Source organism: Pseudomonas morbosilactucae (assembly GCF_023241715.1).
In the GTDB taxonomy this organism is placed as follows: domain Bacteria; phylum Pseudomonadota; class Gammaproteobacteria; order Pseudomonadales; family Pseudomonadaceae; genus Aquipseudomonas; species Aquipseudomonas morbosilactucae.
In genome coordinates, this window is sequence record NZ_JALQCW010000004.1 from 233,659 (window position 1) to 247,211 (window position 13,553).

Below are 13,553 nucleotides of genomic sequence, written 5' to 3' on the forward strand. Positions count from 1 at the left end.
GATTTTTCGCCCCCAAGCCCGAGTTTTCTCTGGCCGAGCCGCGTCAGACAGACAATCTTCGGAATGGGCCCCGGCGCTATGAGTGCAAAAAAGTATCGGATCAAGTGTCACGGATGATTTGTCAGGCCGCGTTTTGAGGTCTGTAATCAGCGCACATTCTTCCTACCTCCGGAAGACACAAAAACAATAACCGTCCTTCTGTCGCCCCCTGGGCCCGGAAGAGGAGTGCACGATGAAACCCAGCGTAAAAGCCCTGCTCGTCACCACCTGCATCACCTTCAGCGGCGTCAGCCTCGGCGCGCAAACCCTGACCATCGCCACCGTCAACAACAGCGACATGATCCGCATGCAAAAGCTCTCGAAGACCTTCGAGGCCGAGCACCCGGACATCAAGCTGAATTGGGTGGTACTGGAAGAAAACGTCCTGCGCCAACGCCTGACCACCGACATCGCCACCCAGGGCGGGCAGTTCGACGTGCTCACCATCGGCATGTACGAAGCCGCACTCTGGGGCGCCAAGGGCTGGCTGGAACCGATGAAGGACTTGCCGGCGTCCTACGACCTGGAGGATGTGTTTCCCTCGGTGCGTGACGGGCTGTCTGTGAAGGGCTCGCTGTATGCCCTGCCGTTCTACGCTGAAAGCTCCATCACCTATTACCGCAGCGACCTGTTCAAGAACGCCGGGCTGAGCATGCCCGAGCACCCGACCTGGAGCCAGATTGGCGAATTCGCGGAAAAACTCACCGACAAGAGCAAAGAGCAATATGGCCTGTGCCTGCGCGGCAAGGCCGGCTGGGGCGAGAACATGGCGCTGATCACCACCTTGGCCAACGGCTACGGTGCACGCTGGTTCGATGAGAAGTGGCAGCCGGAATTCAACGGCCCCGAGTGGAAAGAAGCGCTGACCTTCTACGTCGACAACATGAAGAAATCCGGCCCGCCGGGTGCCTCCAGCAACGGTTTCAACGAAAACCTAGCGCTGTTCAACAGCGGCAAGTGCGCGATCTGGGTCGATGCCAGCGTGGCCGGCTCGTTCGTCACCGACAAGACCCAGAGCAAGGTCGCCGACCACGTGGGCTTCACCTTCGCCCCCCACGAGAAGACCGACAAAGGCACCTCGTGGTTGTACTCCTGGAGCCTGGCCATCCCCACCAGCTCCAAGGCCAAAGACGCGGCCAAGGTCTTCACCAGTTGGGCAACCTCCAAGGAATACAGCCAGTTGGTGGCCAAGACCGACGGCATCGCCAACGTGCCGCCCGGCACCCGCACATCCACCTACAGCGATGAGTACATGAAGGCCGCGCCCTTCGCCAAGGTGACCCTGGAATCACTGAAAGTCGCAGACCCGACCCAACCCACCCTCAAGCCGGTGCCTTACATCGGTATCCAGTTGGTGACCATTCCCGAGTTCCAGGCCATCGGCACCCAGGTGGGCAAGTTCTTCTCCGGCGCCTTGACCGGCCAGCAGACGGTGGACCAGGCCCTGACCGCCGCCCAGACCACCACCGAGCGTGAAATGAAGCGTGCGGGCTACCCCAAGTAACCCTGCTATTGCAGGCGCTGGCTTGCCGGCGATCGGTCCCCAAACCTTGCATTGAAACCCCGGGGCTTATCGCCGGCCAACCGGCCCTAACGGGTGGGCTTGTCGCGCTCGAACTTGTCTCTGAATGGTCCTGATCACCATGAATACTTCCACTGCCCATGTGCAAACAACTGCCCCGGAGAAGGCGCGTAAAAGTCGCCTGGCCAACCCCGGCTGGTTCCTGGTCAGCCCCTCGGTGGCCCTGTTGCTGCTGTGGATGATCGTGCCCCTGGGCATGACCCTGTACTTCTCGCTGATTCGCTACAACCTGCTCTACCCCGGTGAAAATGAATTCGTCGGCCTGGAGAACTTCAGTTACTTCCTCACCGACTCCGGGTTCCTCCCCGGCGCCACCAATACCCTGTTGCTGGTGGGCAGCGTGCTGCTGATCAGCGTGGTGTTCGGGGTACTGATCAGTGCCTTGCTGGAGGCCAGCGAATTCCTCGGTCGGGGCATCGTGCGGGTGCTGCTGATCTCGCCGTTTTTCATCATGCCCACGGTGGGCGCGCTGATCTGGAAGAACCTGATATTCCATCCGGTGTCGGGGATTCTCGCCGCCGTGTGGAAGCTCTTTGGCGCCGAGCCGGTGGACTGGCTGGCACATTACCCGCTGCTGTCGATCATCATCATTGTGTCCTGGCAATGGCTGCCCTTCGCGATCCTGATCCTGATGACCGCCATGCAGTCCCTGGACCAGGAACAGAAGGAAGCCGCGCGCCTGGACGGTGCCGGGCCCATAGCGATCTTCTGGCACCTGACCCTGCCCCACCTGGCCCGCCCCATCGCCGTGGTGGTGATGATTGAAACCATCTTCCTGCTGTCGGTGTTCGCCGAGATTTTCACCACCACCAACGGCGGCCCCGGCTACGCCTCGACCAACCTCGCCTACCTGATCTACAACCAGGCGCTGGTGCAGTTCGACGTCGGCATGGCTTCGGCCGGCGGGTTGATCGCCGTGGTGATCGCCAACATCGCGGCAATCATCCTGGTGCGGATGATCGGCAAAAACCTGACTGACCAGCCTTGAGGTGCGCCCCATGACGCTTCAACAATCCCGACGCCTGCAGAGCCTGCTGCTGGGCACCCTGGCCTGGGCCATCGCGATCCTGATTTTCTTCCCGATCTTCTGGATGGTGCTGACCAGCTTCAAGAGCGAAATCGACGCCTTCGCCACACCGCCGCAGTTCATCTTCAGCCCGACCCTGGAGAACTACCTGCACATCAACGAGCGCAGTAACTACACCAGCTTTGCCTGGAACTCGGTGGTGATCTCGTTCAGCGCCACCGCCCTGAGCCTGCTGATTGCGGTGCCGGCGGCCTACTCCATGGCCTTTTATGAAACCCGCAACACCAAGCGCACCCTGCTGTGGATGCTCTCCACCAAGATGCTGCCGCCGGTGGGGGTACTGATGCCCATCTACCTGCTGGCCAAGAGCTTCGGCCTGCTGGACACGCGCCTGGCGCTGATCGTGATTTACACCCTGATCAACCTGCCCATCGTGGTGTGGATGATTTACACCTACTTCAAGGACATCCCCCGGGACATCCTCGAGGCCGCACGCCTGGACGGCGCCACCCTGTGGCAGGAAATGGTTCGGGTGCTGCTGCCGATCGCCAAGGGCGGGCTGGCCTCCACCGTGCTGCTGTCGCTGATCCTGTGCTGGAACGAGGCCTTCTGGTCGCTGAACCTGACGTCGGCCAATGCCGCGCCGTTGACCGCCCTGGTGGCGTCCTACTCCAGCCCCGAGGGGCTGTTCTGGGCCAAGTTGTCGGCGGTCTCGACCCTGGCCTGCGCGCCCATCCTGATTTTTGGCTGGATCAGCCAGAAACAGCTGGTGCGCGGGCTGTCGTTTGGCGCGGTGAAGTGAACCCGCCGGGTTCAACCTGAATAAGACAAGTGGAGGCCCATCATGGCCAACCTGAAAATCAAGAATCTGCAAAAAGGCTTCGAGGGTTTTTCCATCATCAAGGGCATCGACCTTGAGGTGAATGACAAAGAGTTCGTGGTGTTCGTCGGCCCTTCGGGCTGCGGCAAGTCGACCCTGTTACGGCTGATTGCCGGGCTGGAAGAAGTCAGCGGCGGCACCATCGAGCTGGACGGCCGCGACATCACTGAAGTCAGCCCGGCCAAGCGCGACCTGGCGATGGTGTTCCAGACCTATGCCCTGTACCCGCATATGAGTGTGCGCAAGAACATGTCCTTTGCCCTGGACCTGGCCGGCGTGGCCAAGGCCGAGGTGGAGAAAAAGGTCAACGAGGCGGCACGGATACTGGAACTGGGGCCCATGCTGGAGCGCAAGCCCAAGCAATTGTCCGGCGGCCAGCGCCAGCGCGTGGCCATCGGCCGGGCCATTGTGCGTAACCCTAAAATTTTCCTCTTCGACGAGCCGCTGTCCAACCTCGACGCCGCCTTGCGGGTGCAGATGCGCCTGGAGCTGGCACGCCTGCACAAGGAGCTGCAGGCCACCATGATCTACGTGACCCACGATCAGGTGGAGGCCATGACCCTGGCGGACAAGGTGGTGGTGCTCAATGGCGGCCGTGTGGAGCAAGTGGGTTCGCCGCTGGAGCTTTACCACCGCCCGGCCAACCTGTTTGTCGCGGGCTTTCTCGGTACGCCGAAAATGGGCTTCCTCAGCGGCAAGGTCAGCCGGGTGGACAGCCAGGGCTGCGAAGTGGAGCTGGATGCCGGCACCCGTATCCGCCTGGAACAAAGCGGCGCCAGCCTGAGTGTCGGCAGCCCGGTGACCCTGGGCATCCGCCCCGAACACCTGGAACTGGCCACGCCCGGGCAATGCACCCTGTCGGTCACCGCGGACGTCAGCGAGCGCCTGGGCAGCGACACCTTCTGCCACGTGCGCACCGCCTCCGGCGAGGCCCTGACCCTGCGTATCCGCGGTGACTTGGCCAGCCGCTACGGTGAACAGTTGAACCTGCACCTGGACGCCGCCCACTGCCATTTATTCGATGCCGACGGCGTGGCGGTGGCTCGGCCCCTGCGCGCCGCCGCCTGATTGTCGAGAGCCCTGACGATGAAATTGAACCAACGCACCCTCAGCCACCTGGCCCCTGAAGTCAAAGTGCCCGCCTACGCCCTGGCCGATACCCGACAAGGCATCGCCCACATCGGCGTCGGCGGGTTCCACCGGGCGCACCAGGCCTATTACACCGACGCGCTGATGAACACCGGCGAAGGCCTGGACTGGAGCATCTGCGGCATCGGCCTGCGCGCCGAGGACCGCCGCGCCCGGGACGACCTGGCCGGCCAGGACCACCTGTTCACCCTGTTTGAACTGGGCGACGGCGATGACACCGAGGTTCGGGTGATCGGCGCCATCCGCGACATGCTGCTGGCGGCCGACGGCGCCCAGGCGCTGATCGACAAGCTGGCCAGCCCGCAGATCCGCATCGTCTCCCTGACCATCACCGAGGGTGGCTACTGCATCGACGACAGCACGGGCGAGTTCATGGCCCACCTGCCGCAGATCCAGCATGACCTGGCCCACCCCAACCAGCCGCAGACGGTGTTCGGCTTTCTCTGCGCGGCACTGGCTAAACGCCGGGCCGCCGGGACCCCGGCCTTTACCCTGATGTCCTGCGATAACCTGCCGCACAACGGCGCGGTGACCCGCAAGGCGCTGCTGGCTTTCGCTGCCCGGCGCGACGCCGACCTGCACGATTGGATCGCCGCCCATGTGAGCTTTCCCAATGCCATGGTCGACCGCATCACCCCTATGACCAGTGGCGCCCATCGCCTGCAACTGCACGACCAGCACGGCATCGACGACGCCTGGCCGGTGGTCTGCGAACCCTTTGTGCAATGGGTACTGGAGGACAAATTCGTCAGCGGTCGCCCGGCCTGGGAGCGAGTCGGCGTGCAGTTCACCGATGACGTCACGCCCTATGAAGAGATGAAGATCAAACTGCTCAACGGCAGCCACCTGGCCCTGACCTACCTGGGGTTTCTCAAGGGCTACCGGTTTGTCCACGAGACCATGAACGACCCGCTGTTTGTCGCCTATATGCGCGCCTACATGGACCTCGACGTGACCCCGCAACTGGCGCCGGTGCCGGGCATCGACCTGACGGACTACAAGAACACCCTGGTCCAGCGTTTTTCCAACCAGGCGATTGCCGACCAGTTGGAGCGGGTCTGTTCCGACGGTTCGTCGAAGTTTCCCAAGTTCACCGTGCCGACCCTCAACCGCCTGATTGCGGACGGCCGCGACACCGAGCGCGCAGCTCTCGTCGTGGCGGCCTGGGCCCTGTACCTCAAGGGCGTGGACGAACAAGGCCAGCACTACAGCATCCCTGACCCGCGGGCCGAGTTCTGCCAGGCGCTGGTGGCCGACGATCAACTGCTGACCCAGCGCCTGCTGGGGGTGGAAGAGATTTTCGGCACCGCCCTTGTGCAGTCGCCTGCATTTGTCGCCGCGTTCGAGCGCTGCCTGGCCAGCCTGCGCGAGCATGGCGTGAGCGGGACCCTGGAGCGGCTGCTGGCGCGCCCCCAGTGAGCGGCCGGCACGGGCATTGTGGGCAGGAGGTGCCATGAGTACACACGGGTTGTTTCTTGGTATCGACTGCGGCACTCAAGGCACCAAGGCGCTGATCCTCGACCCCGCCAATGGCCGGGTGCTGGGCCAGGGCGCGGCGCCCCACAGCCTGATCAGCGGCGCCAATGGCCGTCGCGAACAGGACACAGAAGAGTGGCTGCAGGCCTTTGCCAGCGCCACGGCCCAGGCCCTGCAAGCCGCCGGCGTCAGCGGCCAGGAGATCCTCGGCATCGGCGTCTCCGGGCAGCAGCACGGCCTGGTGCTGCTGGACGAACAAGGCCGGGTGCTGCGCCCGGCCAAGCTCTGGTGTGACACCGAGTCCAGCGAACAGAACCAGCGTTTGTTGGATGACCTGGGGGGCGAGCCCGGCTCCCTGGAGCGCCTTGGGGTGGTGATCGCGCCAGGCTATACCCTGTCGAAACTGCTCTGGACCCGGGAGCAGCACCCCGAGGTCTTCGCGCGTATCGCGCACATCCTGCTGCCCCATGACTATTTGAATTTCTGGCTCACGGGCCGCGCCTGCAGCGAATACGGCGACGCCTCGGGCAGCGGTTATTTCAATGTGCGCAGCCGGCAGTGGGACCTGGCGCTGCTGCAACACATCGACCCCAGCGGCCGCCTGGTGGCCGCGCTGCCGCCGTTGCTGGAAGCCGATCAGGCCGTGGGTACAGTACGGCCGGAAATCGCCCAACTGTTGGGCCTCAACCCCCAGGCACTGGTGGCCAGCGGGGGCGGCGACAACATGATGGGGGCCATCGGCACCGGCAATATCCAGCCGGGTGTGATCACCATGAGCCTGGGTTCCTCGGGCACGGTCTACGCCTTCGACACTGCGCCGCGGGTCAGCTCCCAGGGCGCGGTGGCGACGTTCTGCTCGTCCAGCGGCGGCTGGCTGCCACTGATCTGCACCATGAACCTGACCAATGTCACGACCCTGGTGCGCGAGCTGTTCGACCTCGACCTGGCGGCCTTCAATCAACTGTTGGCCACCGCCCCCATCGGCGCCGACGGCGTGTGCATGCTGCCCTTCCTCAATGGCGAACGGGTGCCCGCCCTGCCCCATGCCACCGGCAGTCTGCTGGGCCTGACCCTGGACAACCTGACCCGGGCCAACCTGTGCCGGGCGGCGGTCGAGGGTACCACCTTCGGCCTGCGTTACGGCCTGGACCTGCTACGGGAAAACGGTTTGCAGAGCCGCAGCATCCGCTTGATCGGCGGCGGCTCGAAAAGTCCGCTGTGGCGACAGATGGTCGCCGATATCATGCACACCGAGGTGGTCTGCACCGAACACAGCGAGGCCGCCGCCCTCGGCGCGGCGATCCAGGCCGCCTGGTGCCAGGCCCGCCACAGCGGACAGGCCTTGAGCCTGGAAACCCTGTGCGAGCGCTGCGTCAGCCTCGACCCGGCCAGCCTGACCCGGCCGATCGCGGCCAATGTGGCGGCCTATCAAACGGCGTATGAACGTTATCGACAACATGTCGCAACCCTTTGAAGAGCGAATGACTATGTATCTGGTGTGTGGTGAGGCGCTGTTCGATTTTTTCAGCAGTGAAGAGGCAATCCCCCAGGCGGCCAAGGTTAATTACCGGGCGATTGCCGGCGGTTCGCCGTTCAACGTGGCCGTGGGCCTGCGGCGCCTGGGGGTGGACGCTGGCCTGTTCGCCGGGCTGTCCGAAGACTTTCTCGGCGCTCGCCTGCGCCAGGTGTTGCAGGACGAAGGCGTGCGCAATGACTACCTGTGGACCTTCAGCGCGCCCACCACCCTGGCCATGGTGGCCGTGGGTGCCGACGGATCGCCCCATTACAGTTTCCGCGGCGAAGGCTGCGCCGACCGGCAACTGCAACGGGAGCATCTGCCGACCCTGGGCCCTGAGGTCCGCGGGCTGCATGTCGGCTCGTTTTCCCTGGTGGTGCAACCCATCGCCGACACCTTGCTGGCCCTGGTCCAGCGCGAGGCTGGGCAGCGCCTGATCAGCCTCGACCCCAACGTGCGGCTCAACCCCCAGCCGGATATCCACCTGTGGCGGCAACGGATCGGCGAACTGGTGGCCTATGCCGACCTGATCAAGGTCAGCGATGAGGACCTGAGCCTGCTCTACCCCGGGCAAGCGGTCGAAAGCGTGATTGGCGGCTGGTTGCAGCAGCGTTGCCAATTGGTGTTCCTGACCCGGGGCGGCCTGGGCGCCACGGTGTTCAGCCGGGCCCATGGCAGCTGGTCGGTGCCAGCGCGCAAGGTAACCATTGCCGACACCGTGGGCGCGGGCGACACCTTCCAGGCCGCGCTGATCGCCTGGCTCACCGAGCAGGGTCTGGACTCCATCGAGGGCCTGCAGAGCTTGAGCCGGGAACAGATCGACGCCCAACTGCAGTTCGCCGTGGCCGCCGCCGCGCTGACCTGCGGCAAGACCGGGCCGGACTTGCCCTATCGTCAGCAGTTACGCTGAACAGCACAAATAACCACGAAGTTGTAACGCTGCATGACCCGGGGTTGCCCCCAACCTCGGGAAATCCGCTGTATTGAAGGCAATCAACATCAGCTCTTTGTCTTGCGCAGCCCCGGAAAAACGGGGCTCTCAGCGAACCACCAGGCCTCTTCCCCGAGCCAATTTCGACCGTTCCCTGGCCCCTCATACAGCGAATCAACCATTAATCGTCGGTTAATCGAAAAAACCAATAGTGCCCCGGACCGCGCCACTCACTGTCTCGACGACGGTGCTGGCCGCTCGGCCCCGTCAGCGACTGGGCCGGATTCAATCGGTATCGGAGAGTACGTATGAAACTGCGCCACATCATGATCACGGGGGCCATGGCCCTCACCGGCTTCAGCCAACTGGCCCTGGCGGATGTCCAGCCGCTGGAGCCAGTGCCTTATCACTACGGCATGCGTTGCAGATCGACAAGGTGATTTCCATGAGCGAGCAGGACACCCGCCACTGCGAGGTGATCACCGCTCACATGGAATACATCGACACGGCGGGCGATCGCCAACACATTTCCTATCGCAAGCTGGCCGACGCCTGTCACCAGCAGAATTGAAATCGCTTCGCGGACGGCTGACCGATGGCCAACACGAGCCTATTGCGCCCGGCCAGCCGGCACTTCGTCGTCCAGTGGGCATCATCAACCCGTGCTTAATCGTCGGTTAATGCCTGCGTCCAAGAGTGTGATGGACCGCGCTCGCTCAGAATATTCTGATGACCTCCGCGGCGGGCCGGGCCCCGATGGGCCCGGTTGATCGTTGCCTACCGGAGAACCCTCATGAACCTGTATATCAAACTGATCGGCAGCGCCTGCGCCCTGCTCGCCTTCAGCACCCTGGCCTTGGCCCAAAGCCCTTCGGCAGCCCCCGTGCCTTATCACTACGGCATGCCGTTGCACGTAGTCCGAGTGGTATCGATGAGCGAACCGGCAACCCAGGAATGCAAAGTGGTCACGGCGCAAATGGCCTTCGTCGATCCGACCGGCCGGCTGGAAACCATCAGCTACAGCAAGCTTTCGGATGCTTGCTCCACCCAGGATTGACCCGGAAAAAACGCCAACGGCGCGACGGCGCCGTTGCGTCGCCATTTCCTGACAAGGCTGTGACAATCCAGCGGTATGCCTGTGCCAGAGCCCGGCGTATGCTCTGGCGCTTGTCTCGAACTGCCATAGGGATTGGCCATGCACGTATCGTTTCGGCGCCTGTCGACCTTCACCGCCCTGCTGTGTTTCGCCCTCGCCCTGGCCTGGGGGCTGGCGCCACGCTGGTTGCTGGCGTTCTGCAGCGTGGACTTCTATGCCTCCACCGGTTTTGTCGCACGGCGCAGTGCGGTGCTGTTCCTGGGCTTGGGGGTGATGTTCTTCAGCGCTCGCTCGGCACCCGCCGGGGTGGCCCGGAATGCCTTGAGCAGTGGTTTTATGGTGGGGTGTTTCGGCTTGGCCCTGCTGGGCCTGGGGGAATGGCTGAACGGCAATGCCGGGCCAGGCATTTTGCTGGCTGTGGTGGTCGAAGCGGCCCTTGGCCTGGGGTTTCTGCGGGCCAAGGGAACGCGGGACGAATGGGCGACGGCGCGGGACTGAACCGCCCGCTGCGACTAGTAAGCCCGTTTCAAGGGCACGTCCTGGCTGGGGTTGTGGGCCAGGTCGTAACGCAATTCGGCAATCAGTTCATTGATGGCGCGGCTGCCGCTGAGGCGGGACGCGTCAATACCGGTGACCATAAGGTCCAGCCGGTCGGTTTGATGGTCGCCAAAGACTTTCACAGTCATCGACAAATCCGGGCTCAAGGTGCATTGGCAACGTTTGGGTAGAAAACTGCTTTCAATGATGTTGCGTAGTTCCAGGGCAGATAAAAACATGGCGACTCTCTCCTTTTATTTGAGGCGGCCAATCGTTCAAGGCAAATCGACAACAGTGCGGTGCAGATTTTCAGTTAGAGAACGGGCGCGTTCGAAAGCGGGTGGCTCCGGTTCGCTTCTTCCATGGAGACCGGGCCACCTCTAAGACTAGGCCCCTTTCCCGCTACCGCTAAATTCTTTTTCGCACTGAGCTGCGCACTTTTTGTCGTGACTGATCGATGGCCGTTACGGGCTGGGCCTGTCCGCTCGCTGGACGCTTGAAGGGCTTTGCGCGACGCTGCGAAATGCAGGGCTCCACTGTTCACTGAGCATTAACTGTGCCCACAGGCGACGGACGTTTGGCCCAGGCAAATCGAGACCTGGCCTCGGCGCGGTCGTGCAACTTGCAAAAAGCCGCACCACCCGCCTTGCAAAACACCCGACGCAAGGCCGCCGGTTTGCAATGCGCACACGCCCCGGCAAGAATGCGCCGCACACCTCAGCGGAAGACCCGAATGATTACCTGCCACGTCAAATATGTGATCGATCCCTATCAACTGGCCGCGTTCGAGGCCTACTCCCTGGAGTGGATCGAAGTGGTCCAGCGCCTGGGCGGCCTGCACCATGGGTATTTCCTGCCTTCGGAAGGCGCCAGCAATATCGCCTACTGCCTGTTCAGTTTTCCCTCATTGGCGGACTACGAAAACTACCGTCGTCTAGCCTTGAGCGACCCGCAAAGCGTGGCCCTGGTGGCCGCGGTGGTGGAGAAGAAATTCATCCTCAGCTACGAACGCAGCTTCCTGCGCCCCCTGCTGCCCTGAGGCATTGGCCGGTGCCTACCGGCCAGCACTTAGAGACTCGGCTCGAGGCGTTTGGCAACCTCGGCCAAGGTGGCGAAATTGATATTGGCGCCAGAGTCGATCGCCACCAGGGTTTGCCCCCGGGCGCCGGTGCTGGCCACATATTGCTGAATGCCCGCCACCGCCAACGCCCCCGAAGGCTCGGTGATGGAACGGGTGTCGTCGTAGATCGCCTTGATGGCCGTGCACAGGTCGTCGTTGCTGACCGTCAGCACCTGATCCACGTGATGGCGACAAATCTCAAAACAATGGGCCCCGACCTGAGCCACTGCGACCCCATCGGCAAAGGTCCCGACCTCGGGCAGCAGCACCCGCTCGCCGGCTTTCAGGGCTTGCTGCAGGCAGTTGGAGTGTTCGGATTCGACACCGATGATGCGCACCTCCGGACGCAGGTATTTGACGTAGGCGGCGATACCGGCGATCAGCCCGCCACCGCCTACCGGCACGAAGATCGCGTCCAGGCGCCCCGGTTGCTGACGCAGGATTTCCATGGCCACGGTGCCCTGCCCGGCAATCACCTCGGGGTCGTCAAACGGTGAGACGAAGGTCTGGCCATTGTGCTGGGCCAACGCCAGGGCATGGGCCAGGGCAAAGGGGAAGCTCTCGCCATGCAGCAGCACTTCGGCGTCCCGGCTGCGCACGCCCTGTACCTTGAGCTCAGGCGTGCTGCGGGGCATGACGATGGTTGCCTTGATGCCCAACTCGCGGGCGGCCAGCGCTACGCCCTGGGCGTGGTTGCCCGCAGACGCTGTGATCACCCCGCGTTGCCGCTGCGCTTCACTGAGCTGTACCAATCGGTTATAGGCGCCGCGCACCTTGAAGGAAAAGGTCGGCTGCAGGTCCTCGCGCTTGAGCAACACCTGATTGCCCAGGGCCGCCGAGAGGCCCGGCGCGCCCTGCAATGGCGTGTGCACGGCCAGGTCATAGACCGGTGCCGCGAGGATTTTTTTCACGTAGTGCTCCAGCAACCCGAGATCGGGCGCGGAGGAAGTACAGCGGCTGGCGGTGGGCATGGGTCTCTCCTGGCGGTGTTCGGTGCCCGGGAGACAGAGAGAAAAAACCCGCCTCCAGGGCGGGTTGGGTGCAGTCGTCAGCAAGCCCGCCAATGAGTCATGGCGGTAATAATGCTTGGCTGGGAACGGAATGCGGGGGAAGTCATGGGGCGAAATTAACCGCGTCGCCCCCGAGGCGTCAAGACCGCGTGCCACACGGAGGCTCTTGGCGATCAATATACGAAACATATATGATTCGTATATTTCCAACCAAGGGCAGCCCCATGGGTATCGTCAAGATTTCAGACCAATTGCATGAACAGATCCGCATGGCCAGCGCCACCATGGATCGCTCGATCAACGCCCAGGCCGAGTTCTGGATCAAGATCGGCCTGCTGGCCGAGCTCAATCCGCACCTGGCCTACAACGACCTGATCCACAAACTGTTGCTGAACAAGAGCGACCTCATCAGAGGGCACACCGCATGAGCCAGGCGCTGATCAAGACCCCGGAACAACTGGCGCTGATGCGTGAATCAGGGCGCCTGCTGGGCAAAGTGTTCGACTTTCTCGACGGTTTTGTCGCCGCCGGGCAATCGACCCTGGAACTGGACACCGCGGTGGAACGCTTGATCCGCCAGGACCTGGCCGCACGCCCGGCGAGCAAAGGCCAGTACGACTACCCCTACTGCATCAACACCTCGATCAATGAAGTGGTGTGCCACGGCATGCCCGATGCCCAGGCGATCCTCAAGGAGGGCGACATCGTCAATATCGACATCACCCTGGAGAAGAACGGCTTTATCGCCGACTCCAGCAAGATGTACCTGATCGGCCCGGTCGCCCCCAAGGCCCAGCGCCTGGTGGAGATCACCTTCGAGGCCATCTGGGCCGGGATCAAGGTGGTCAGACCCGGTGCGCGCCTGGGGGATATCGGCCATGCCATTCAGAGCCTGGCGCAGAGCAACGGCTACAGCGTGGTGCGCGAGTACTGCGGCCACGGCATCGGCCGGCAAATGCACGAAGAACCACAGATTCTGCACTTCGGCCGCCCCGGCACCGGCCTGGAACTGCGCGAAGGCATGGTCTTCACCATCGAGCCGATGCTCAACCAGGGTTCGGCGCGTACCCGTGGCCTCAAGGACGGCTGGACCGTGGTCACTCGCGACAACAGCCTCTCGGCCCAATGGGAGCACACCGTTGCCGTGACCCGCGACGGCTTCGAAGTGCTCACCCTGCAGACGCCGTGAC

Annotated in this window: 16 protein-coding genes; 14 read left to right on the forward strand and 2 right to left on the reverse strand. The window is 63.1% G+C overall.

What is annotated here, in order from left to right; translation table 11 throughout:
• The first annotated feature begins 232 nt into the window (after nt 1–232).
• The 11 genes from M1B34_RS02355 to M1B34_RS02400 all read left to right on the forward strand — a co-directional run bounded on the left by M1B34_RS02355 (nt 233) and on the right by M1B34_RS02400 (nt 10,194).
• Entirely contained in the window at nt 233–1,543 is a 1,311-nt protein-coding gene (locus tag M1B34_RS02355) for an ABC transporter substrate-binding protein (protein ID WP_123332934.1), read from the forward strand.
• A 139-nt stretch (nt 1,544–1,682) separates the two neighbouring features.
• Nucleotides 1,683–2,609 (forward strand): carbohydrate ABC transporter permease, encoded by a 927-nt coding sequence (locus M1B34_RS02360; RefSeq protein WP_123334435.1) that lies wholly within the window; start codon nt 1,683–1,685, stop codon nt 2,607–2,609.
• Between the two features lie 10 nt (nt 2,610–2,619).
• Nucleotides 2,620–3,450 carry a carbohydrate ABC transporter permease gene (locus M1B34_RS02365; RefSeq protein ID WP_123332932.1) on the forward strand — a complete coding sequence of 277 codons (831 nt, stop codon included), beginning with the start codon at nt 2,620–2,622 and terminating at the stop codon, nt 3,448–3,450.
• 42 nt (nt 3,451–3,492) lie between these two features.
• Nucleotides 3,493–4,596: an ABC transporter ATP-binding protein gene (locus tag M1B34_RS02370; protein WP_268264354.1), complete on the forward strand. Its 1,104-nt coding sequence runs from the start codon at nt 3,493–3,495 to the stop codon at nt 4,594–4,596.
• Nucleotides 4,597–4,614: 18 nt separating this feature from the next.
• Entirely contained in the window at nt 4,615–6,096 is a 1,482-nt protein-coding gene (locus tag M1B34_RS02375) for a mannitol dehydrogenase family protein (RefSeq protein WP_268264355.1), read from the forward strand.
• 34 nt (nt 6,097–6,130) lie between these two features.
• Nucleotides 6,131–7,627, forward strand: coding sequence for a xylulokinase (xylB, locus tag M1B34_RS02380; protein WP_268264356.1), 1,497 nt, complete (start codon nt 6,131–6,133; stop codon nt 7,625–7,627).
• 13 nt (nt 7,628–7,640) lie between these two features.
• A complete protein-coding gene (locus M1B34_RS02385; protein WP_268261534.1) occupies nt 7,641–8,579 on the forward strand; it encodes a carbohydrate kinase family protein in 939 nt (312 codons plus the stop codon).
• A 329-nt stretch (nt 8,580–8,908) separates the two neighbouring features.
• Entirely contained in the window at nt 8,909–9,040 is a 132-nt protein-coding gene (locus M1B34_RS33820; RefSeq protein WP_341870538.1) for a hypothetical protein, read from the forward strand.
• A gap of 5 nt (nt 9,041–9,045) precedes the next feature.
• Nucleotides 9,046–9,171 carry a DUF2790 domain-containing protein gene (locus M1B34_RS33825; protein ID WP_341870539.1) on the forward strand — a complete coding sequence of 42 codons (126 nt, stop codon included), beginning with the start codon at nt 9,046–9,048 and terminating at the stop codon, nt 9,169–9,171.
• Nucleotides 9,172–9,393: 222 nt separating this feature from the next.
• Nucleotides 9,394–9,657 (forward strand): DUF2790 domain-containing protein, encoded by a 264-nt coding sequence (locus M1B34_RS02395; RefSeq protein ID WP_268264357.1) that lies wholly within the window; start codon nt 9,394–9,396, stop codon nt 9,655–9,657.
• A gap of 138 nt (nt 9,658–9,795) precedes the next feature.
• A complete protein-coding gene (locus tag M1B34_RS02400) occupies nt 9,796–10,194 on the forward strand; it encodes a hypothetical protein (RefSeq protein WP_123332919.1) in 399 nt (132 codons plus the stop codon).
• Between the two features lie 14 nt (nt 10,195–10,208).
• Here the strand turns inward: M1B34_RS02400 and M1B34_RS02405 are convergent, their stop codons facing one another.
• Nucleotides 10,209–10,472, reverse strand: a complete 264-nt coding sequence (locus M1B34_RS02405; RefSeq protein WP_123332917.1) for a DUF1652 domain-containing protein — start codon at nt 10,470–10,472, stop codon at nt 10,209–10,211.
• A 494-nt stretch (nt 10,473–10,966) separates the two neighbouring features.
• Here M1B34_RS02405 and M1B34_RS02410 point away from each other — a divergent pair, with 494 nt between their 5' ends.
• Entirely contained in the window at nt 10,967–11,272 is a 306-nt protein-coding gene (locus M1B34_RS02410; RefSeq protein ID WP_123332915.1) for an NIPSNAP family protein, read from the forward strand.
• Between the two features lie 29 nt (nt 11,273–11,301).
• On the opposite strand, the gene ilvA is transcribed toward M1B34_RS02410, so the two are convergent.
• Entirely contained in the window at nt 11,302–12,324 is a 1,023-nt protein-coding gene (ilvA, locus tag M1B34_RS02415) for a threonine ammonia-lyase, biosynthetic (RefSeq protein ID WP_268264358.1), read from the reverse strand.
• Nucleotides 12,325–12,587: 263 nt separating this feature from the next.
• Between ilvA and M1B34_RS02420 the strand changes: the two genes are divergently transcribed.
• Both M1B34_RS02420 and map read left to right on the forward strand, forming a co-directional pair.
• Nucleotides 12,588–12,791, forward strand: coding sequence for a ParD-like family protein (locus M1B34_RS02420; protein ID WP_123332911.1), 204 nt, complete (start codon nt 12,588–12,590; stop codon nt 12,789–12,791).
• Nucleotides 12,788–13,552, forward strand: a complete 765-nt coding sequence (gene map / locus M1B34_RS02425; protein ID WP_268264359.1) for a type I methionyl aminopeptidase — start codon at nt 12,788–12,790, stop codon at nt 13,550–13,552. Before M1B34_RS02420 ends, map begins: the two co-directional genes overlap by 4 nt.
• The last annotated feature ends 1 nt before the right edge of the window (nt 13,553 follow it).

Bases quoted from the DNA above. Each gene is read 5' to 3' on its own strand.
- xylB (WP_268264356.1), top strand. From the start codon at position 6,131: ATGAGTACACACGGGTTGTTTCTTGGTATCGACTGCGGCACTCAAGGC.
- M1B34_RS02360 (WP_123334435.1), top strand. From the start codon at position 1,683: ATGAATACTTCCACTGCCCATGTGCAAACAACTGCCCCGGAGAAGGCG.
- M1B34_RS02355 (WP_123332934.1), top strand. From the start codon at position 233: ATGAAACCCAGCGTAAAAGCCCTGCTCGTCACCACCTGCATCACCTTC.
- M1B34_RS02370 (WP_268264354.1), top strand. From the start codon at position 3,493: ATGGCCAACCTGAAAATCAAGAATCTGCAAAAAGGCTTCGAGGGTTTT.
- M1B34_RS02395 (WP_268264357.1), top strand. From the start codon at position 9,394: ATGAACCTGTATATCAAACTGATCGGCAGCGCCTGCGCCCTGCTCGCC.
- M1B34_RS33820 (WP_341870538.1), top strand. From the start codon at position 8,909: ATGAAACTGCGCCACATCATGATCACGGGGGCCATGGCCCTCACCGGC.
- M1B34_RS02365 (WP_123332932.1), top strand. From the start codon at position 2,620: ATGACGCTTCAACAATCCCGACGCCTGCAGAGCCTGCTGCTGGGCACC.
- M1B34_RS33825 (WP_341870539.1), top strand. From the start codon at position 9,046: ATGAGCGAGCAGGACACCCGCCACTGCGAGGTGATCACCGCTCACATG.
- M1B34_RS02385 (WP_268261534.1), top strand. From the start codon at position 7,641: ATGTATCTGGTGTGTGGTGAGGCGCTGTTCGATTTTTTCAGCAGTGAA.
- map (WP_268264359.1), top strand. From the start codon at position 12,788: ATGAGCCAGGCGCTGATCAAGACCCCGGAACAACTGGCGCTGATGCGT.
- M1B34_RS02375 (WP_268264355.1), top strand. From the start codon at position 4,615: ATGAAATTGAACCAACGCACCCTCAGCCACCTGGCCCCTGAAGTCAAA.
- M1B34_RS02405 (WP_123332917.1), bottom strand. From the start codon at position 10,472: ATGTTTTTATCTGCCCTGGAACTACGCAACATCATTGAAAGCAGTTTT.
- ilvA (WP_268264358.1), bottom strand. From the start codon at position 12,324: ATGCCCACCGCCAGCCGCTGTACTTCCTCCGCGCCCGATCTCGGGTTG.
- M1B34_RS02400 (WP_123332919.1), top strand. From the start codon at position 9,796: ATGCACGTATCGTTTCGGCGCCTGTCGACCTTCACCGCCCTGCTGTGT.
- M1B34_RS02420 (WP_123332911.1), top strand. From the start codon at position 12,588: ATGGGTATCGTCAAGATTTCAGACCAATTGCATGAACAGATCCGCATG.
- M1B34_RS02410 (WP_123332915.1), top strand. From the start codon at position 10,967: ATGATTACCTGCCACGTCAAATATGTGATCGATCCCTATCAACTGGCC.